Source organism: Streptococcus sp. 1055, assembly GCF_013276815.1.
Lineage (GTDB): Bacteria > Bacillota > Bacilli > Lactobacillales > Streptococcaceae > Streptococcus > Streptococcus pseudopneumoniae.
Map to the genome: position 1 here is coordinate 1 of NZ_VMLT01000054.1, position 20,635 is coordinate 20,635.

At 36.4% G+C, this 20,635-nt stretch carries 23 protein-coding genes and 2 pseudogenes; 19 read left to right on the top strand and 6 right to left on the bottom strand.

Annotated elements, in window-relative coordinates:
• The first annotated feature begins 190 nt into the window (after positions 1 to 190).
• From HT699_RS11735 to HT699_RS05545, 16 genes and pseudogenes are all read left to right on the top strand, one after another.
• Positions 191 to 385, top strand: coding sequence for a hypothetical protein (locus tag HT699_RS11735; protein WP_023935469.1), 195 nt, complete (start codon positions 191 to 193; stop codon positions 383 to 385).
• A gap of 20 nt (positions 386 to 405) precedes the next feature.
• Positions 406 to 1,299: an XRE family transcriptional regulator gene (locus HT699_RS05475; protein WP_000343887.1), complete on the top strand. Its 894-nt coding sequence runs from the start codon at positions 406 to 408 to the stop codon at positions 1,297 to 1,299.
• A 541-nt stretch (positions 1,300 to 1,840) separates the two neighbouring features.
• The gene (locus tag HT699_RS05480; protein ID WP_000837726.1) at positions 1,841 to 2,137 is read left to right on the top strand and encodes an uberolysin/carnocyclin family circular bacteriocin; all 297 of its coding nucleotides are present in this window, start codon (positions 1,841 to 1,843) and stop codon (positions 2,135 to 2,137) included.
• A 6-nt stretch (positions 2,138 to 2,143) separates the two neighbouring features.
• Complete coding sequence (locus tag HT699_RS05485; RefSeq protein ID WP_000698831.1) at positions 2,144 to 3,280, top strand: hypothetical protein; 1,137 nt, start codon at positions 2,144 to 2,146, stop codon at positions 3,278 to 3,280.
• On the top strand, positions 3,277 to 3,759 hold the full coding sequence (locus tag HT699_RS05490) for a stage II sporulation protein M (RefSeq protein WP_001232096.1): 483 nt from the start codon (positions 3,277 to 3,279) through the stop codon (positions 3,757 to 3,759). Before HT699_RS05485 ends, HT699_RS05490 begins: the two co-directional genes overlap by 4 nt.
• The gene (locus HT699_RS05495; RefSeq protein ID WP_000687786.1) at positions 3,756 to 4,352 is read left to right on the top strand and encodes an ATP-binding cassette domain-containing protein; all 597 of its coding nucleotides are present in this window, start codon (positions 3,756 to 3,758) and stop codon (positions 4,350 to 4,352) included. The genes HT699_RS05490 and HT699_RS05495 overlap by 4 nt, the downstream gene beginning before the upstream one ends.
• Positions 4,333 to 4,824, top strand: a complete 492-nt coding sequence (locus HT699_RS05500; RefSeq protein WP_000671988.1) for a hypothetical protein — start codon at positions 4,333 to 4,335, stop codon at positions 4,822 to 4,824. Before HT699_RS05495 ends, HT699_RS05500 begins: the two co-directional genes overlap by 20 nt.
• Before the next feature lie 451 nt (positions 4,825 to 5,275).
• The gene (locus HT699_RS05505; RefSeq protein WP_023935807.1) at positions 5,276 to 6,619 is read left to right on the top strand and encodes a DEAD/DEAH box helicase; all 1,344 of its coding nucleotides are present in this window, start codon (positions 5,276 to 5,278) and stop codon (positions 6,617 to 6,619) included.
• A gap of 213 nt (positions 6,620 to 6,832) precedes the next feature.
• A complete protein-coding gene (gene metK, locus HT699_RS05510; RefSeq protein ID WP_023935808.1) occupies positions 6,833 to 8,023 on the top strand; it encodes a methionine adenosyltransferase in 1,191 nt (396 codons plus the stop codon).
• 447 nt (positions 8,024 to 8,470) lie between these two features.
• Entirely contained in the window at positions 8,471 to 9,406 is a 936-nt protein-coding gene (locus HT699_RS05515) for a dihydroorotate oxidase (protein WP_119947117.1), read from the top strand.
• Between the two features lie 32 nt (positions 9,407 to 9,438).
• Positions 9,439 to 10,476 carry a DNA polymerase III subunit delta gene (holA, locus tag HT699_RS05520; RefSeq protein WP_119947116.1) on the top strand — a complete coding sequence of 346 codons (1,038 nt, stop codon included), beginning with the start codon at positions 9,439 to 9,441 and terminating at the stop codon, positions 10,474 to 10,476.
• 369 nt (positions 10,477 to 10,845) lie between these two features.
• On the top strand, positions 10,846 to 11,451 hold the full coding sequence (gene sodA / locus HT699_RS05525; RefSeq protein WP_000974746.1) for a superoxide dismutase SodA: 606 nt from the start codon (positions 10,846 to 10,848) through the stop codon (positions 11,449 to 11,451).
• A gap of 156 nt (positions 11,452 to 11,607) precedes the next feature.
• Positions 11,608 to 12,138, top strand: coding sequence for a YutD family protein (locus tag HT699_RS05530; protein WP_001224342.1), 531 nt, complete (start codon positions 11,608 to 11,610; stop codon positions 12,136 to 12,138).
• A gap of 20 nt (positions 12,139 to 12,158) precedes the next feature.
• Positions 12,159 to 13,224 (top strand): annotated as a pseudogene (gene rlmN / locus HT699_RS05535) (23S rRNA (adenine(2503)-C(2))-methyltransferase RlmN).
• Complete coding sequence (locus HT699_RS05540; protein ID WP_119947115.1) at positions 13,224 to 13,706, top strand: VanZ family protein; 483 nt, start codon at positions 13,224 to 13,226, stop codon at positions 13,704 to 13,706. The pseudogene rlmN and the gene HT699_RS05540 overlap by 1 nt, the downstream one beginning before the upstream one ends.
• A 1-nt stretch (position 13,707) precedes the next feature.
• Positions 13,708 to 15,249: an ABC-F family ATP-binding cassette domain-containing protein gene (locus HT699_RS05545; RefSeq protein WP_119947114.1), complete on the top strand. Its 1,542-nt coding sequence runs from the start codon at positions 13,708 to 13,710 to the stop codon at positions 15,247 to 15,249.
• Between the two features lie 55 nt (positions 15,250 to 15,304).
• On the opposite strand, the gene HT699_RS05550 is transcribed toward HT699_RS05545, so the two are convergent.
• The 6 genes from HT699_RS05550 to HT699_RS11740 all read right to left on the bottom strand — a co-directional run bounded on the left by HT699_RS05550 (position 15,305) and on the right by HT699_RS11740 (position 18,689).
• Complete coding sequence (locus HT699_RS05550) at positions 15,305 to 16,108, bottom strand: peptidylprolyl isomerase (RefSeq protein ID WP_000731905.1); 804 nt, start codon at positions 16,106 to 16,108, stop codon at positions 15,305 to 15,307.
• Between the two features lie 82 nt (positions 16,109 to 16,190).
• A complete protein-coding gene (locus tag HT699_RS05555) occupies positions 16,191 to 16,403 on the bottom strand; it encodes a hypothetical protein (RefSeq protein WP_031222800.1) in 213 nt (70 codons plus the stop codon).
• Between the two features lie 403 nt (positions 16,404 to 16,806).
• A complete protein-coding gene (locus tag HT699_RS05560; RefSeq protein WP_101514409.1) occupies positions 16,807 to 16,968 on the bottom strand; it encodes a hypothetical protein in 162 nt (53 codons plus the stop codon).
• Positions 16,969 to 17,295: 327 nt separating this feature from the next.
• Positions 17,296 to 17,520, bottom strand: coding sequence for a helix-turn-helix transcriptional regulator (locus HT699_RS05565; protein WP_001041099.1), 225 nt, complete (start codon positions 17,518 to 17,520; stop codon positions 17,296 to 17,298).
• 2 nt (positions 17,521 to 17,522) lie between these two features.
• Complete coding sequence (locus HT699_RS05570) at positions 17,523 to 18,101, bottom strand: DUF3796 domain-containing protein (protein ID WP_119947113.1); 579 nt, start codon at positions 18,099 to 18,101, stop codon at positions 17,523 to 17,525.
• A 414-nt stretch (positions 18,102 to 18,515) separates the two neighbouring features.
• Positions 18,516 to 18,689 (bottom strand): FanG protein, encoded by a 174-nt coding sequence (locus HT699_RS11740; RefSeq protein ID WP_078374329.1) that lies wholly within the window; start codon positions 18,687 to 18,689, stop codon positions 18,516 to 18,518.
• A gap of 28 nt (positions 18,690 to 18,717) precedes the next feature.
• On the opposite strand from HT699_RS11740, the gene HT699_RS05575 reads away from it, so the two are divergent.
• The 3 genes and pseudogenes from HT699_RS05575 to HT699_RS05585 all read left to right on the top strand — a co-directional run.
• Entirely contained in the window at positions 18,718 to 19,332 is a 615-nt protein-coding gene (locus tag HT699_RS05575; protein ID WP_000615748.1) for a CadD family cadmium resistance transporter, read from the top strand.
• Between the two features lie 11 nt (positions 19,333 to 19,343).
• The gene (gene cadX, locus HT699_RS05580) at positions 19,344 to 19,682 is read left to right on the top strand and encodes a Cd(II)/Zn(II)-sensing metalloregulatory transcriptional regulator CadX (protein WP_000711082.1); all 339 of its coding nucleotides are present in this window, start codon (positions 19,344 to 19,346) and stop codon (positions 19,680 to 19,682) included.
• A gap of 43 nt (positions 19,683 to 19,725) precedes the next feature.
• Positions 19,726 to 20,133 (top strand): annotated as a pseudogene (locus HT699_RS05585) (helix-turn-helix transcriptional regulator); the annotation flags it as partial.
• Positions 20,134 to 20,635 lie beyond the last annotated feature (502 nt).

Sequence of the window (20,635 nt, forward strand, 5' to 3'; positions counted from 1 at the left end):
CTGACTTCGTCAGTTCTATCTGCAACCTCAAAGCAGTGCTTTGAGCTGACTTCGTCAGTTCTATCTGCAACCTCAAAGCAGTGCTTTGAGCAACCTGCGGCTAGCTTCCTAGTTTGCTTTTTGATTTTCCTTGAGTATTACATGTATTTTTGATAAAATAGTTATAGAAATTAGGAGAGTTGAAGAAAAAATGAATAAGATTTTAAAATATTTTTTAGTATTTGTTTTTCTATTTTTGATGAATATTTTCATCTTTAAGATACTAGCAACTCTGGGATTTCAGCTGACAATGAGTGAAAAGAGTTATATTGTACCACCGCTGTTTTCGATTATCGTTTTGTACATGATTGACAAAAGAATTAGGAAGAAAAAGAAATCTTTGTAATCAACTTAAGGAGTATTACTATGGATGAGTTGAAACGTGAAATTGGTTATAAAATCAAAACTATTAGGCGATCTTGTGGAAAAACTCAGATAGATATTTGTGGTGATGAATCAGAGTTGACGATTCGTCAGCTAGCACGTATTGAAAATGGGCAAGCTTTAGCAACACTTCCTAAATTATTATTGATTGCGGATAAACTTGGAGTATCATTACAGAATATTGTGGATGTTAAGGTTATAGAGATTCCAAAAGGATTCCTAAAACTCAAAGATGAGCTGATTCATTCTCAAACCTACGCTGATAAGGGAAGAATCGAACGAAAAGAAGCTATACTTGAGGAAATATATGAAAACTATTATGAGAATTTGCCTGAGGAAGAGCAGTTAATTGTGGATGTGACACAAGCTCGTTTTGATATTTATGGTAGTTCAGATGTGACCTACGGTTTAGGGTTAGTGGAAGAATATTTCCAGCAGTTATTAAAAAAGAAATATTTTTCTGTAAATGATTTGTTGATTATTGAATTGTATTTCTTTTGTTGTGCTATGGGATTAGAAGATAAAGAACATTTTGAGGAGTTAGCTCAAAAAGTATTGCTATGTTCAGAATATGAAGATAAGGCTAGCCTAGCTCAGATGGAAAAAGTTCTTCTGAGCCTATTTATCCAAATTCAGACAGAAGATAGTCTGATATATATTCAAACATTTGAGAAAATTATTGCTAAAACAAGACATGTTTTTTACCGACCTCATCTATTTTTGCTAAAGGCAAAATATGCTTTATTTGTAGACAAGAATATTTTAGAGGCAGAAAGTTTCTATGAAAAGGCAATTTCTCTAGCAGAATTGCTAGATGATCAGATATTAGTTCAGAGAATCTTAGAAGAAAAACAAATAGATTTCCCAACAACCTGACTTCTAAGTCATGTTGTTTTTTCATGTTTTTGTTATACTAAACCTATAAAGAAAACGCTCTCAAAAAGAAAGGAGGTTTATTATGGTTGGAACGTTATTTGTCCCTTTAAGTATAAGAGTTTGGTTCTATCTATAATATCAGGTAGAGATTAATGGAATAAAGTATTCTTATATTGGATTAAAGGAATGTTTTAATAGGTTTCCTACATTAGTATAGAGGATGAAACTCAATTTTCAATGATATAAAAGAGTGATTTGGAGATTGTGAGGGTTGAGTATGTTTATTTATGATGTAGGAAGTGTAAACTAAAAAGGAGGTAGTAATCGTATAAAAGTTAAATAGACATTATCTTTTATTGAGTCTTAGTGATATAAAAGTAATTTGATAATCTAGGAAAATGTAGTAGTAATTTATTTATTATAGATATGTTAATAAAAGTAGTATAAAATATAGACGAACATTTGAAGAGAGTTAGGAATACAACATGTGCGAATTAACTCTCAATAAAACATACATAATATACAAAAGGAGTACACTAAAATGAAATCTAAAAGAATGGAATTTCATAATAAATTTCTCATTGTTTCAGCAATGTTAGCAGTCATTAGTTGGTTAAGCTTAGGTGTTGTTTCTTTTCCTATGTTGGCTGGGACATTAGGAATTTCGACAAAAGCTGCTGCTACTGTAGTCAATTTGATTAGTGCTTATAGTACAGTTACAGCAGTAATTTCAATTGTAGGTGCAATCACAGGAGTAGGTTCTATTGGTTCGGGTATTGCAGCAACAGTTCTTTATATATTGAAAAAGAAGGGTGCTGCTAAAGCAGCTCTATGGTAGAACTAGATGAAAATACTTTCTAAAAAAGAATGTGAAAGTATTTTAGGTTATCTTAATTTTATTGGGATAACCCTTTTGTTTTTTGTTATCATAAGTTTGTCAATCTATTTTAAAAGCTATCTTCCTTTTCAAGGGAAATTATTTTTACTTTTTTTGGTAGTAGATTACGCTACTTTGAATCGTTATAATATGAAACTGCCTATCCAAAGTAAAAAAATAAATACTTTCTATATAAGGAAAAACTATATTTTTCTCTATCTTCTTGCCATTGTCAAGAAATATTATTCTTTCCAAATTTTACAATCATTCATTTATTTATTTATTTTGTATTTTCTAGATATTATTGGATATTTTTATTTATACATTACTCTTTGTTTGATAGTTATTCAAATTATTTCTTTAATTCTACCTAGTTTGTTTTCAATTATAAGTAAATTGTTCTTATTTTTATCTATAGGACTATTGTCTATAGAACAAGGACAAGTTGTAATTTATGTCATACTACTCAATTATTTTATTTTAGTTATGGGGATATTAGATAATCACGCGAGTAATTTCTATTTTAAAAGCAGTCGAATGAGCCAAAAAAGATTTCGTAGCAGTCTATTTATATTGCTTCGTTTTTGTTGGTTAAATAAAGGGTTAACTTTTTCTTTTATTTTGATTAGTATTCTTCTTTCCTATCTATTTTGGTATATGATGACGATGTTATCAATTGATGGTACAAAAATACCAATATTGTTTCTTTATACCTCAATATATATCACATTAATGGAGGCAATAATAGGGAATCATAAATCCTCAATTGGGGTAGATCTAGCTTTACTTCAATTATCTGCTCTTAATCATTCTAAAATGAATTTCTTTTTTAAGAATGCACAACTAATGATGTTGACGCATTTAATCTCTTTCTTACAATTTTCATTGTTGTTATGTTTGATTCCGGTGACAAGTTATAGTAATGATATAAAAAGTATTTTGTTGAATTTGTTATTGATTCCATTCAATTATTTTATAGCCTATGTCTATTATAAGAAAGCTCTATTTTTAATTAAAGGTACAGTTAGTTTATTGAGATGGAGTTTTCTGGTTTTATATTGTTTTCTGATATTATTTGTAACTTTAGTAGGGGGCATTAGATGAGAAAAAGTGGTTTTCTGATTTACTATGTGTTATTTTGTACGGTCTGTTTTTCACTAGGTTTACTTTTAAGCTTTATATTAAAAAGTGAGACTTTTGCTACTATACCTCCGAAACTGGAATTACAATTTACATTGACAGTTTTACAGGCAAATTCTACAAATTTTTTGCTATATCTATTCTGTTTTCCGATTTCGCCCTTATTGCAACTTTTTGATTTGCTATCTTTAGGAATACAATTGGGTATATCTGGTCAGATGATTGGAATAGTAGCTACAATAAAAGGAATATTACCTCATGGTCTTATTGAAATACCGAATTTTATTTGGTATCAAGGTATGAGTCAGTATCTTTTATACCGATTATTGAAGGATAGGGGAATTGAAAATATACTTATTTATATAAAAAGTAATTTAAAATGGTATATCATTTCTTATATTTTATTAATTTTAGCAGCGTTGATAGAGGGAATTAAATTATGAAAATTGAAAATGAATCTAAAAGTTATGATAAATGTATACTGAAAAATATATCACTAGAGATTGATAAGGGAATTTACAGAGTTGAAGGAGAGAATGGTTCAGGAAAGAGCACCCTTCTACAACTTTTAGCTGGGCTAGAGACTTTTGATAGTGGTTTAAAGAATTGTGTATCCAAAGATGTACTATACCTTGATACCAATCAGCTTGGGGTTATTCCATTTACTATAGAAGAAAATTTGCAGTTGTTGTGTGATTCTTTTCAAATCCATCTATCATTTGAGGATAAAGAACAAATTAATACTTTTTTTGATAATAAAATCGGAGATAACTATATGACAGCATCTACTGGAACAAAATTCAAATTAGGCTTATCCTTAATTTTTGCTAAAAATTGGGATTATATTTTTATTGATGAGACCTTATCAACAGTGGATGCAAGAAGTATTGATATGATTGCTAAACGTTTAATTTCCATGAAAGAAAGCTCTACTATTATATATGTATCTCATAATTTATTGAATCAAGAATTGATTAGCAAATCTCAAAGGATTTTAATAGAGGAAGGACGGGTTTATGAAATTTCAAACAAATAATAGTTTATACAAATTAATGAATCTGATTATTTATCTTTTTCTTTTATATTTGTTTATTGATTTACTGATGAAGTCGGGAATTTTAGATGAACAAATTGATAAATTATCTGAACTATCTAATCTTTTTACAATTAAAATAGAAACAATATTGACAGTGATTTCTGTTGTTTTCACATTTATAGCAACTCTTATTGAATATGGATTTTCTCTCTTTCTGATTACATTATTTTTTGATAAGGATAAGAGGAACTTTGGAGATATTCTTTTATCTAAAAATATAACCTTAAGTTTTAGCATTTTACTTTGTTACTTATTTAATCCATCGGATATAAAGTTTGCTTATTTCAGCATATTGACAGTATTACTAATTGGGATAACAAATTATGCGAGATTTAAAAATTTAAGATTGACAGTAGTATTTTCTGTACCATTTTTATTTAATGCTATAGTGTCTATTATAAATAGTTTTTAGAAATACTAAAATTTCTTTTCTTTACTTAATAATGACACGAAATCATTTCGGTTTTATTAACTTGGAATTCTTATATTTTCTAGGTAGAACGTTTGTTCTGCCTATTTTCTTTATCCAAAAAGTGCAGTTGGGAGGGAGATAGGCGCATTTGGGGAGGAAGTCCAGTTTTTGTTTGAGGATTGGGGTAAGATAGTTGTTATCAGATGAGTTTATACTCTTCGAAAATCAAATTCAAACCACGTCAACGTCGCCTTGCCGTACTCAAGTACAGCCTGCGGCTAGTTTCCTAGTTTGATCTTTGATTTTCATTGAGTATGAAAAGAGGTTGGAACCATGAAATTCTAGCCTTTTTATTATTAGAGAAGCTACTGGAAATAGCCTAAATAAGTGAGACTACTGTAATGGAATAAAATATGGTATAATTGATAAGATAGATAGAATAGAGGATATTATGTCATTTACGAAATTTCAATTTAAAAACTATATTAGAGAGGCCTTGGAGGAGTTAAAATTTACAGCTCCAACAGAGGTGCAAGACAAATTGATTCCTATTGTTTTGGCAGGTAGAGATTTGGTTGGAGAATCAAAAACAGGTTCAGGTAAGACTCACACTTTCTTGTTACCGATTTTCCAGCAATTAGATGAAGCTAGCGATAGTGTACAGGCAGTGATTACTGCACCGAGTCGTGAGTTGGCTACTCAAATTTACCAAGCAGCCCGTCAGATTGCTGCCCACTCAGACGTGGAAGTTCGTGTGGTTAATTATGTGGGTGGTACGGATAAGGCTCGTCAGGTTGAGAAATTGGCAAGCAATCAGCCTCATATTGTTATTGGAACACCAGGCCGTATTTACGACTTGGTTAAATCCGGTGATTTGGCTATTCACAAGGCCAAGACCTTTGTTGTTGATGAAGCAGACATGACCTTGGATATGGGATTCTTGGAAACTGTTGATAAGATTGCTGGCAGTCTTTCAAAAGACTTGCAATTCATGGTCTTCTCAGCGACTATTCCGCAAAAACTGCAACCATTCTTGAAAAAATACTTATCAAATCCAGTTATGGAGAAAATCAAGACCAAAACGATCATTTCTGATACCATTGATAATTGGTTGATTTCTACTAAGGGACGTGATAAGAATGCTCAAATTTACCAGTTGACTCAGTTGATGCAACCGTATTTGGCAATGATTTTTGTTAACACTAAAACGCGTGCTGATGAATTGCATTCTTACCTGACTGCTCAAGGCTTGAAGGTGGCAAAAATTCATGGGGATATTGCCCCTCGTGAGCGCAAGCGTATCATGAATCAGGTGAAAAATCTGGATTTTGAGTACATTGTCGCAACAGACTTGGCAGCGCGTGGGATTGACATTGAAGGTGTCAGCCATGTCATCAATGATGCCATTCCGCAAGATTTGTCCTTCTTTGTTCATCGAGTTGGTCGTACTGGAAGAAATGGCCTACCAGGCACAGCCATTACCCTTTATCAGCCAAGTGATGACTCGGATATCCGTGAGTTGGAGAAATTGGGAATCAAGTTTACTCCTAAGATGGTCAAAGATGGAGAATTCCAAGATACCTATGACCGTGATCGTCGTGCTAATCGTGAGAAGAAGCAAGATAAGCTTGATATTGAAATGATTGGTCTGGTCAAAAAGAAAAAGAAAAAAGTCAAACCGGGTTATAAGAAGAAAATTCAATGGGCGGTTGATGAAAAGCGCCGCAAAACCAAGCGTGCTGAAAATCGCGCTCGCGGTCGTGCAGAGCGTAAAGCGAAACGCCAAACATTTTAATAGAAATTGTTGGAGTACTGAACTCCAACTTTTTGCTTTATGAGAACGAACTATCTAAACCGAAATATCACATTAAAGACTGCAAATTGCGCTAAAAAATGGTATAATGATAAAGTTATATAGTCCCGATAAGATGGTAGGCATTTATCACTAAGAGTTTTCCTACCAGTACTTTGTAACTCTATAACACTATTTTTAAGGGGGGACATTTTTATGTCAGAACGTAAATTATTCACGTCTGAATCTGTATCTGAGGGGCATCCAGATAAGATTGCAGACCAAATTTCAGATGCGATTTTGGATGCTATTTTAGCAGAGGATCCAGAGGCGCACGTTGCTGCTGAGACAGCTGTCTATACTGGTTCCGTCCACGTTTTTGGTGAAATTTCTACAAATGCCTATGTGGATATTAACCGTGTGGTTCGAGATACCATTGCAGAGATTGGCTATACCAATACAGAATATGGATTTTCTGCTGAGACGGTGGGAGTTCATCCGTCACTTGTTGAGCAGTCACCAGATATTGCTCAAGGTGTTAACGAAGCCTTGGAGGTTCGTGGGAACGCAGACCAAGATCCACTTGATTTGATTGGTGCTGGAGACCAAGGGCTCATGTTTGGATTTGCAGTGGATGAAACAGAAGAGCTCATGCCATTGCCAATTTCTCTCAGCCACAAGTTGGTTCGTCGTCTGGCAGAATTTCGTAAATCTGGAGAAATTAGCTATCTCCGTCCAGATGCAAAATCACAAGTTACAGTTGAGTACGATGAAAATGACCGTCCGGTACGTGTAGATACAGTCGTTATTTCTACTCAGCATGATCCAGAGGCTACTAATGAACAAATCCATCAAGATGTGATTGACAAGGTCATCAAAGAAGTTATTCCATCTTCTTATCTCGATGATAAGACAAAATTCTTTATCAATCCGACAGGTCGTTTTGTAATCGGTGGTCCTCAAGGGGACTCAGGTTTGACTGGTCGTAAGATTATTGTAGATACTTATGGTGGCTACTCTCGTCATGGTGGTGGTGCCTTCTCTGGTAAAGATGCGACTAAGGTGGACCGTTCTGCCTCATATGCAGCTCGCTATATTGCCAAGAACTTCGTTGCAGCCGGTCTTGCTAAGAAGGCAGAAGTTCAATTGGCCTACGCTATCGGTGTTGCCCAACCTGTTTCTGTTCGTATCGATACTTTCGGTACAGGAACAGTAGCTGAAAGCAAGCTTGAAAAAGCAGCCCGTCAAATCTTTGACCTTCGCCCTGCAGGAATTATCCAAATGCTGGACCTCAAGCGTCCAATTTACCGTCAAACAGCAGCTTATGGACACATGGGACGTACAGATATTGACCTTCCATGGGAACGTTTGGACAAGGTAGACGCTTTAAAAGAAGCAGTCAAATAAAATCTTAAGAGGGGGACTTCCTCTCTTTTTTATAGTTTTTAACTATACTGGGATACTGTTCTGAAAATCCATTTTGCGAAAGTAGAGATTTACATGTATTTCTTTAAAAATGCCAAAGGTTGAGATTTCTCCTCGTAATAGATAATCATGGAGATATTTCAATCCAAAGTTTTATTCGTTATCACTTGACTATTGCAAGGTTTTCTAGAGCAACAGAGTCATGGAATGGACTCATGGTTGAGATTTCTCCTTGTTGCTTGGACTTCATTCAAAAGTCTGTTACCCAAGCCTTGTTCAAACTTCCAATACACTAGCTGTTTCCATAGCATGACTTCTGCACTAGACTTTCTTTTCCGAATAAATAGATAGAACCATAGAATCTAGTAAACCTAGAATTAAAACTGTGGTATAATATTAGCAATAAAAGGAATCCGGAGGATCAGAATCATGGTATCAACGAAAACACAAATTGCTGGTTTTGAGTTTGACAATTGCTTGATGAATGCAGCAGGTGTGGCTTGTATGACGATAGAGGAGCTAGAAGGGGTTAAAAACTCAGTTGCAGGAACCTTTGTCACAAAGACAGCGACCTTGGACTTCCGTCAGGGAAATCCTGAGCCACGTTACCAAGATGTTCCACTTGGTTCTATCAACTCTATGGGCTTGCCGAATAATGGCTTAGACTATTATTTGGATTATCTTTTGGATTTGCAGGAAAAAGAGCCAAACCGAACTTTCTTCCTATCTCTAGTCGGCATGTCTCCAGAGGAAACCCATACTATCTTGAAAAAAGTCCAAGAGAGTGATTTTCGTGGTCTGACTGAGCTAAACCTCTCCTGTCCAAATGTTCCAGGAAAACCTCAGATTGCCTATGATTTTGAGACAACAGACCGTATTTTGGCAGAGGTGTTTGCCTACTTCACTAAACCTCTTGGAATTAAATTGCCACCATATTTTGATATTGTTCACTTTGACCAAGCGGCAGCTATTTTCAACAAATATCCGCTCAAGTTTGTCAACTGCGTTAACTCTATCGGAAACGGCCTATATATAGAAGATGAGTCCGTCGTTATTCGTCCTAAAAATGGTTTTGGGGGCATTGGTGGGGAGTATATTAAACCAACTGCTCTAGCTAATGTTCATGCCTTTTATCAACGCTTAAATCCTCAAATCCAAATCATCGGAACAGGTGGCGTTCTGACTGGTCGTGATGCCTTTGAACATATCCTCTGTGGAGCAAGTATGGTACAGGTGGGAACCACCCTTCACAAAGAAGGCGTCGTTGCTTTCGAACATATTACCAATGAACTGAAAGCAATCATGGCGGAAAAAGGATACGAGAGCCTAGAAGATTTCCGTGGGAAATTGCGCTATATCGATTAAATTCATTAAAAAATCAGAAGAAAGGAGAGAAGATGCTAGCCATTGAAGAAAGCCAGAAGTTGACTTTATCAAATTTACCTAGTCTGAGCCTTTTTACAGGGACAGATCAGGGTCAGTTTGAAGTTATGAAGAGTCAAGTATTGAAACAGATTGGCTATGATTCTGCTGACCTCAACTTTGCCTACTTTGATATGAAAGAAGTAGTTTACAAGGATGTGGAACTGGAGTTGGTCAGTCTTCCTTTCTTTGCGGATGAAAAAATCGTGATATTAGACCATTTTGTTGATGTCACGACTGCTAAAAAGCGCTTTTTAACAGATGATGAGCTCAAGTCGTTTGAAGAATACCTTGATAACCCTTCGCCAACAACCAAGTTGTTGATTTTTGCTGAAGGAAAGCTGGATAGCAAAAGGCGGTTGGTTAAATTACTTAAGCGTGATGCCAAGGTTTTTGATGCAGTAGAAGCCAAAGAACAAGAATTGCGCCAGTATTTCCAAAAGTGGAGCCAGAGACAAGGTCTGCAGTTTGCTAATCATTCTTTTGAAAATCTTCTCGTCAAGTCGGGTTTTCAATTTAGTGAAATCCAGAAAAATCTGCTCTTTTTACAGTCCTATAAGGAAGACTCTGTTATCGAGGAAGAGGATATTGTTAACGCAATTCCCAAGACCTTGCAGGACAATATTTTTGATTTAACTCAGTTTATTCTGACTAAAAAGATGGATCAGGCGCGCGATTTGGTGAGAGACTTGACCTTGCAAGGGGAAGATGAAATCAAACTGATTGCAGTCATGCTGGGACAATTTCGGACTTTTACTCAGGTGAAAATTTTATCGGAGTCTGGGCAAACAGAAGCGCAGATTGCAAGTAGTTTAGGTAGTTATCTGGGACGTAACCCAAATCCCTATCAAATCAAGTTTGCGCTGAGGGATTCAAGAGGACTTTCCTTGAGCTTTTTGAAGCAAGCTATTTCTTATTTGATTGAGACAGACTATCAGATTAAGACAGGTCTTTATGAAAAAGGTTTCCTTTTTGAAAAGGCACTCTTACAGATTGCTAGCCAGGTCAATTGACATTTTTTTGAAACTATAACCCACGTCAGTATTATCTTGTCGTGGGTTTCTTGCTGATTTGCTTATTTTATACTCAATGAAAATCAAAGAGCAAACTAGGAAACTAGCCGCAGGTTGCTCAAAGCACTGTTTTGAGGTTGTAGATAAGACTGACGAAGTCAGCTCAAAACATGTTTTGAGGTTGCGGATGAAACTGACGAAGTCAGTAACTATATCTACGGCAAGGCGAGGTTGACGCGGTTTGAAGAGATTTTCGAAGAGTATCATTAGAAAGTATGTCACTGATTTCCTTATCTATAAGCAAAAAACTTGAAAAAAGTGAATGTTTGCGTTATCATTTTCATATAGAAAGAAAAAGAGGTATTACAGATGGCTATTATCTTACCAGAACTTCCATATGCATACGACGCTTTGGAACCATACATCGATGCGGAAACAATGCACTTGCACCATGACAAACACCATCAAACTTATGTCAATAATGCCAATGCAGCTCTTGAAAAACACCCTGAAATCGGTGAAGATCTTGAAGCCTTGCTTGCTGATGTAGAATCTATCCCAGCTGATATCCGTCAAGCGCTTATCAACAATGGTGGTGGACACTTGAACCACGCTCTTTTCTGGGAATTGATGACTCCTGAAAAAACAGCTCCATCAGCAGAACTTGCAGCAGCAATCGATGCAACATTTGGTTCATTTGAAGAATTCCAAGCAGCCTTCACTGCAGCAGCAACAACTCGTTTCGGTTCTGGCTGGGCATGGTTGGTTGTCAACAAAGAAGGGAAGCTTGAAGTGACTTCAACAGCAAACCAAGACACACCAATCTCAGAAGGTAAAAAACCAATCTTGGGCTTGGACGTTTGGGAACATGCTTACTACGTGAAATACCGCAACGTGCGTCCTGACTACATCAAAGCTTTCTTCTCAGTGATTAACTGGAACAAAGTAGATGAATTGTACGCAGCTGCTAAATAATGATAGTTGGAGGGAAGAATTGTTCTTCTCTTTTTAAGGTTATATTATTTTTGTCTGACAAAATCGTCAGACTTTTTTCATTTTTATGAGAAACGTGCTAACTGCTAGAAATTATGGTAGAATAAAGTATTAAGTAATCGTGAAAAAAGGATATCTATGCGAAAAGAAATTGCACCTGAATTATACAACTATAACAAGTTTCCTGGTCCTGAGTTTCATTTACACGGGGACAAGGTTGAAACGGAAGGGATCGCTTTTTCCTTGGTGGAAAATATCAAGGATGCCTTTGATGTGACGGCTTTTAATCAGCGTTTTTCAGAAGTCTTAACCAAGTTTGATTATATCGTGGGAGACTGGAGCAACGAACAGCTTCGCCTACGAGGTTTTTACAAGGATGACCGAACAGAAGAAAAACTTGAAAAAATCAGTCGTTTACAAGACTACCTATTAGAGTATTGTAGTTATGGTTGTGCCTATTTTGTCTTAGAAAATGAAGCCCCTAAGCGAGCATCATTTGACAAGAAAATGCGTAAGAAGGAAGAAGAACAGCCTTTTAGAAAAGGAAAGAAACCGACTCAAACAAAACGAAAACCGAATGCAGATAAGAAAAATAGACGTCGTCAGAAAGACCAGCATTCTCAGAAAGAGGACAAGGGACAACGTCATTTTGTCATTCGTCAGAAGTGAGTAGAGAATAAGGAGAAGAAATGAAACCCTCAATTTATAGTTTAACACGTCAAACCATGCAGGAATGGGTATTGGAGCAGGGAGAAAAGAAATTCCGTGCAGATCAAATCTGGGAATGGCTCTATTGAAGAAATGACCAACCTTTCCAAGGATTTGATTGCTAAGCTCAATGACCAGTTTGTGGTCAATCCCTTGAAACAAGGTATTGTGCAAGAGTCTGCTGATGGGACAGTTAAATATCTTTTTGAATTGCCAGATGGAATGCTGATTGAGACAGTACTCATACGTCAACACTACGGTTTATCTGTCTGTGTGACCACTCAGGTCGGCTGTAATATCGGTTGTACCTTCTGTGCCTCTGGTTTGATTAAGAAGCAACGTGACCTCCATAACGGTGAAATCGTAGCGCAAATTATGCTGGTTCAGAAATACTTTGATGAGCGTGGTCAGGATGAATACGTCAGCCATATCGTTGTCATGGGAATCAGTGAGCCCTTTGATAATTACAACAATGTTTTGAATTTCGTTTGTACTATCAATGATGATAAAGGAATGGCTATCGGTGCTCGTCACATCACGGTTTCAACCTCAGGTTTGGCTCATAAAATTCGTGACTTTGCTGATGAAGGGGTTCAGGTCAATCTTGCCGTGTCTCTTCACTCACCCAACAATGAACTGCGCTCAAGTACCATGAAGATTAACCGTGCCTTTCCGATTGAAAAGCTCTTTGCAGCTATTGAGTACTACATTGAGACAACTAATCGTCGTGTGACCTTTGAGTATACCATGCTTAATGAAGTCAACGACGGTGTAGAACAAGCCTTGGAATTGGCTGAATTGCTCAAGAACATCAAGAAATTGTCTTATGTAAACTTGATTTCTTATAACCCAGTTAGTGAGCATGACCAATATAGCCGTAGTCCCAAAGAGCGCGTGTTGGCTTTCTATGATACGCTTAAGAGAAAAGGGGTCAACTGTGTGGTTCGTCAAGAGCATGGTACAGATAGTGACGCAGCTTGTGGACAATTGCGCTCTAACACAATGAAACGTGACCGCCAGAAGGCAGTCGCAGCGGTAAATCCTTAATGATGAAGAAGACTTATAATCATATTTTGGTCTGGGGAGTCATTTTCTATAGCATTTGCATTGTCTATTTTTGCTTTACTCCTCAAGAACAATCTCCCGTGGGGGTAGAAACTCCAGGTATTCAGCATCTTGGAAGCCTGGTTTTTCTTTTGACTCCTTTAAACTCCCTCTGGAATCTGGGTGAGGTGAGTGATATGGGACAATTATGCTGGATTTTTTTACAAAATATCCTCAATGTCTTCTTGCTTTTTCCTCTGATTTTCCAACTCCTTTATCTCCTTCCAAACTTGCGTAAGACAAGAAAAGTGATCTTTTTCAGTTTTCTTCTGAGCCTAGGAATTGAGTGTACGCAGTTAGTCTTAGATTTTTTCTTTGATTTTAATCGCGTCTTTGAGATTGATGATTTGTGGACCAATACCTTGGGTGGTTATCTGGCTTGGCTCCTCTATAAACGATTATATAAAAACAAGATAAGGAATTAAAATGAGTATTTTAGAAGTTAAAAATCTGAGTCACGGTTTTGGTGACCGTGCAATTTTTGAAGATGTGTCCTTCCGTCTCCTCAAGGGGGAACATATCGGCCTGGTTGGTGCTAATGGTGAAGGGAAATCAACCTTTATGAGTATCGTGACTGGTAAATTGCTGCCAGATGAAGGAAAGGTTGAGTGGTCCAAATATGTGACGGCAGGTTACTTAGACCAGCACTCTGTCCTTGCTGAGGGGCAGTCGGTGCGTGATGTGCTCCGTACAGCCTTTGATGAGCTTTTTAAAGCAGAAGCTCGTATCAATGACCTTTATATGGAAATGGCTGAAGATGGAGCTGATGTTGATGCTCTCATGGAAGAAGTTGGCGAACTTCAAGACCGTCTGGAGAGTCGTGATTTCTATACCTTGGATGCTAAGATTGACGAAGTAGCGCGTGCCCTTGGTGTCATGGACTTTGGCATGGATACGGATGTAACCTCTTTGTCAGGTGGGCAAAGAACCAAGGTGCTTTTGGCTAAACTCCTCCTTGAAAAGCCAGATATCTTGCTGTTGGACGAGCCGACCAACTACTTGGATGCTGAGCATATTGATTGGCTCAAGCGCTATCTTCAAAACTATGAGAATGCCTTTGTTCTTATTTCACACGATATTCCATTCCTCAATGACGTTATCAATATTGTCTACCATGTGGAGAATCAACAGCTGACACGTTACTCTGGTGACTACTACCAGTTCCAAGAAGTCTATGCTATGAAGAAATCTCAGCTAGAGGCTGCCTACGAACGTCAGCAAAAAGAGATTGCGGACCTCAAGGATTTCGTGGCTCGAAACAAAGCGCGTGTTGCAACACGAAACATGGCCATGTCCCGTCAGAAGAAATTGGATAAGATGGATATTATCGAACTGCAAAGTGAGAAACCAAAACCATCCTTTGATTTCAAACCAGCTCGTACGCCAGGGCGCTTTATCTTCCAAGCCAAGGATTTGCAAATTGGTTATGACCGTCCACTTACAAAGCCCTTAAACCTTACCTTTGAACGTAATCAAAAGGTTGCGATTATCGGGGCAAATGGTATCGGGAAAACAACTCTCTTGAAGTCCCTATTGGGTATTATTCTACCAATCGCTGGAGAGGTTGAACGTGGAGACTACCTAGAACTTGGTTACTTTGAACAGGAAGTAGAAGGCGGTAATCGCCAAACACCACTAGAGGCTGTCTGGAATGCCTTTCCAGCTCTCAACCAAGCAGAAGTTCGTGCAGCCCTTGCTCGTTGTGGTTTGACAACCAAGCATATTGAAAGCCAAATTCAGGTCTTGTCAGGTGGGGAACAAGCCAAGGTTCGTTTCTGTCTCTTGATGAATCGTGAAAACAACGTTTTAGTGCTGGACGAGCCGACCAACCACTTGGATGTGGATGCCAAGGATGAACTCAAACGTGCTCTCAAAGAATACAAGGGATCTATCCTTATGGTCTGCCACGAACCAGACTTCTATGAAGGCTGGATGGATCAAATCTGGGATTTTAACAAGCTAACTTAAGAATGAGGATAAAAGAAATACAGTACCGAATGTGGATACTGTATTTTTTTGGTTTTTAAGATTTAAAATTGTAATCTTTCACCACTTCGATGCTATCGATTGTGATAGCAGTTGTTGGCTTGTCTTTTTCATCTTTTTCGGCTTTAGCAATCTTATCTACAACATCCATACCGTCAATCACTTGACCAAAGACTGGGTGTTTGCCATCTAGACTAGGGTTTCCCCCTTCTTTATAGGCTTCGATGATTTTCTTTGGATACTTGCTTGTAGGGAGTTTAGCAGAGGTATCTGTAGAGTTTTGGTTGATGAAGAACTGGCTGCTATTGGTGTTTGGTTGACCAGTATTAGCCATAGAAAGAGCACCACGGATGTTATAGAGATAAGGAGTAATCTCGTTTTTGAAACCAGTTCCCTTGTCTTTAGTCTTATCCTTGTCATGCCAGATGGACTGACCACCTGTACCGTCTCCCTTTGGATCTCCAGTTTGAACCATGAAGCCATCGATGACACGGTGGAAGGTAATACCGTTATAGTAGCCTTCTTTGGCATGAGTGAGGAAGTTTTCAACCGCTAGAGGAGCGAGTTTAGGGAAGAGTTTAATGCGAATATCACCTTGGTTTGTGTGGAGAATCACCTCGGCTTCATCTTCAGCAACTTCTTTAGATAGTTGTGGGAAATTGGCGTTTTCGTTTGTTAAAGCATCGTTTAACTCCTTGGCAGATTGGGCTGCTACTTTGGAGCTTTCCTCAGCGGCCAAGCTAGAATCTACATAGTCATCACCACGTAAACTACGTTGGATGTTGCTACATCCAGCTAGGGCTACAGTGGACAGTAAAAGAAGGGTTGCTAGTTTTTTCATTCTGATCCTTTCAAAAATTCATTTCTACCATTGTACCCTAAAAGGAAGGGGATTTCAAATGTTAGTAGTTTACAGAACTGGCTTAGATAATAGTTGGGATTTCATCATCATCTTGAAAATCTTCAACTTCTTCCTCAGTAAATGGTTTCTGAAAAGAACTTAGTATAAAACGGGCAATTGGTCCGACAATTAGGAAGTTTAGAGGAAGAGCTGCAATAAAGTTTACGAGCCAGGCGCTTAGATAGGTATTGGGTGTGATAGCAATGCCATTGTAAAAAAGTCCATAGAAGGACATGAAAGTGATCATGAGAACTGCCATTCCTCCAGAAATGGTAATGATTTTCTGCCATCGTTTATGATGGTCCTTGAGGATACGAAAGGCAATTGACTTAACGATTGCTCCCACAGGGATGACATCCAATAAAAAGGCTGTGACAAAGCCAGGGATGTAAGCAAGGGATAAATAATGTAGTGAAAGTTGACCAACAATAAAAAGATTCCACATGGACATACCGAGTACCATCATGGAACACATAAGTGTTGTAAATAAAAGAGCTTCTTTAAAATTTCTAGGCATTATAGTCTCCAATTCTTTTTGATTATACATCAGTCTATCATAAAAAAATTTTCCTCGTAAGTGAAATAATTAAAATTTTTCAAGAAACTGTTTTCAAAAAAAATCAACCTGTCTTGGTTGATTAAAGATTCTTTTTAGGATGGCGGTCAATGATTGCTTGATGGTCTTTGAGTGTTTGTTCTCCTTTTGGAGTTAGTCTATAACCGCGAATCGAAAAGTGACAAGCTAATTCTTCTTCTGAAAAATGCTCATGAAGGGCTTGGTCCAAATTTGTAGCCTTCATTTTTAGAAAGTCCAGTAACTCCCTTCTTCTTTAGGATATTCTTTTTTATGGTAGCGTATTAGATGGTCAAGTGAGTAAAAAGCAGTTTCAATGGACAGCATAACCTTTTTCTACCAGAGTTTTGAGATGCTTAGGAGCATCAATGCCATAAGAGTACTCAAAGTATTTAGGGAACCAGATCTTAAGAAAGCTCGTAAAGCATCACAATTAGTAAACGTTAATTCGAAAGAATTACTATATTTTAAAAGAGCACATTTTCAAAGGATTTTTTCTTTTGGCTTCAATTCCTAATTAGTCAATGAACTGAATACTAGGTCTCAAAAAGAATTATGCTTCCTCTTTCTGTCTGAGTTCAAAGAGGTCTTCTACTTTCAGATTAAAAACTTGAGCAATTTTAAGAGCCATTTCCAGCGAAGGATTGTAACGGTTATTTTCCAAGTGCAGAATTGTCTCGCGTCGCATGCCGATGCGGTCGGCTAACTCCTGCTGGGTCATGCCTGTGGATTCACGAACAGATTTGAGATTAGTAATAATCTTACTTTCTTTGGCCATGCTTATCCTCTCCGTTCCAAGATAAGATAGACAACCGCAAAGATGCAAATGAAGGTAGCTATGCTAATAAAGATCTGGCCCATGTAAAGAGTGAGAGGCCCCATATACCCAATGATAACTGCTAGGATCATCAGTGCCCCTAGTATAAAAACCAACATCAAGCTAGCTGCCTTTACTAAATTAGCATAAAAGCGTTCGTCCGGAGTTTCCTTGACATTTTTTAAAGAGAAAAAACCAAATAGAATCACTTCAATAACGAGGCCGATTCCCAAAATCCATTCTTTAATACCAGAACTTTCGCTTGGGGTCGCAACCCAAATTCCTACTGTATAAAAAATGCTTGCTGCAAACACAAGTATCGTGTAAAGCTTAGCAGACAAGTCAAAAATAATTTTTCTCTTACCTTTCTGACTCTTATGTAGCCAGCTCGATATAGCTACAATTTGACCTGACACTGAAATACCAGTAATAACTAACTTGGGTTCCCAACTAAGATTAGAACCAAATACAACAATAAAATCAATAAAGAGAGCTACGGCAATCATTGCAATGAGGCCACGCATTTTTTGACTTTTTTTCATGATAGACTCCTTTTTTGTGTTATAAATATATAACACTTAAATTTTATGTTATAAATATATCACATTTAAATTTAGAAAGCAAGAATTTATGTGCCAAGGTGGCAATTATTTGAAAAAATTTTTTAATAAAAGCCCTTGATAGACAAACAACTAAAGAATTCTTTGAAGTAATGCATCGGATTTGGTTTGGATAGTTTCGTTAATAATATTTGATGATAAAGAATTTTTGAAAAATCTAGATACTGTATGAATCTCTACTTTTTTTCTTAGACTGTATAAAGTCTGTCAGAATAAGCTTTGTAGGTGTAGAAGTTAATTTTTACAGAGGTTAAGTAAGGATTTCAGTACACGTCAATAGATGTCAAAATACTGATTTTAAGCGATTTTTGATTTTTGGAAACTCATTATATAGCACTACAAATCAATAAAAACTCTACCTTTTTTAGATAAATATATCATCTGGATATTGAAGTTAAGCCCTGCTATCATTTCGATGGCAGGGCTTTTTAATATTTGGTACACTAACTTCTTATCTATATTTTGGTGGATTTTAAGTTGACATCTACAAAGTTTAATGTTAGAATACATTCAAAAATATATTTGAATGAGGTGTTTTATGATTCAAAATGTTGTTACTTCAATAATCCTGTATTCTGGGACAGCCGTAGACTTACTTATTATCCTAATGTTATTTTTTGCCAAAAGAAAAAGCAGAAAAGACATCATTAACATCTATTTAGGACAATTTCTAGGCTCTGTTAGTCTAATATTGCTAAGTTTGCTTTTTGCATTTGTCTTAAATTATATTCCTAGTAAAGAGATTTTAGGTTTACTCGGTTTGATTCCAATTTTCCTAGGCCTCAAAGTTTTGCTTTTAGGAGATTCTGATGGAGAAGCTATTGCAAAAGATGGTTTGCGAAAAGACAATAAAAACCTGATTTTTCTAGTCGCTATGATTACTTTTGCAAGTTGTGGCGCTGACAATATTGGTGTCTTTGTCCCATATTTTACCACCTTAAATTTAGCGAATTTGATAGTGACTTTACTTACTTTTCTAGTCATGATTTATCTCTTGGTTTTTTCTGCCCAAAAATTGGCACAAGTCCCTTCTGTTGGAGAAACTTTGGAAAAATATAGCAGATGGTTTATTGCCGTTGTCTATTTAGGATTGGGGATGTATATTCTGATTGAAAACAACAGCTTTGACATGCTAAGGACTGTGTTCGGCTAGGAGAAAAAATTATGAAAAAAGATAGTATTTGCCAAGTGAATATTATAAATCAACAAAATGTTACAACCGCGACGAACTACCTTGAAAAGGAAAAAGTCCAAAAATCACTTCGTATTTTATCAAAGTTTACCGATAATAAACAGATAAATATCATCTTTTATCTCCTTGCTGTTGAAGAACTCTGTGTCTGTGATATAGCCTGTTTACTAAATCTCAGTATGGCATCTGCCTCCCACCATCTTCGTAAACTAGCCAATCAAAACATCTTGGACACTAGAAGAGATGGGAAAATTATATATTATTTTATAAAAGATGAGGAAATCAGAGATTTTTTTAATCAACTAGGATAACAACTATTTTTACTACTTTTCCATGATTATAGGGGGATTGTATATGAAATTTTTTGAAGAAAATTATTCACATGAACTACCTACTCGTATCAAAAATTTAAGAAAAAAACACAATATTACACAAAGCGAACTAAGCAATGCAGGTCAAGTTAGTCAAGTTGAAAAGGAAAAGCAACAAGTTACCACTTCAATATTGCTTTATTTGAATACTCAAACCGACTTAGACTATAAAGAAATTATTTTTGGAGATATTGCCAAGCTTGTTGAAAATATGTTTTACCACTGCTTCGGCTCTATTTTATTTAGAGATTTGGAAACTGTAAATAAAAGAATGAATTCTTTGTCGGATGATGACTTAATTTCTATACAATCTAGCTGTCTTAGACTTTCCAAGACATTCGCAAATTTCAATATTCAAAGAAAAAAATTTTTGATTTCTGATGAAACTGAAAAAATTATCCATAATGGCAAAAAGGTCATTAAAAAATCAAAAAAGATAAATCAATTTCAACAACAATGGACACATACGCCGAGTTAGCACCGCAAAGAAAGTTAGAATCTGTTAATCTTTATATCGATAAGATTGCTGAACTAACGCAATAACTACTCTACTATTTACTCTACCTTTTATTATGTAGCATTCTAAAAACATTGATGTACCAACGTTTCTAACAGCTAAAATAGAAATTATTTAATCTTTTACAGACCTAAACTATTCCCCTATTTAGAATCTATTAATTCATATTTTATAAATTAATTAGTAGATATCTTTTTTAAAATCCTTGATATTTCGCTGTTTTTAGTCTAATTGAAATCTATACTTTCCAAACCAGATCTTAAGAAAGCTCGTAAAGCTAGCCAGTTCTCTAAAGGTTAAGAACTAGCTACAATACAGTATTTACAACACTTTATACTAAATGAAAATCAAAGAGCAAACTAGGAAGCTAGCCGCA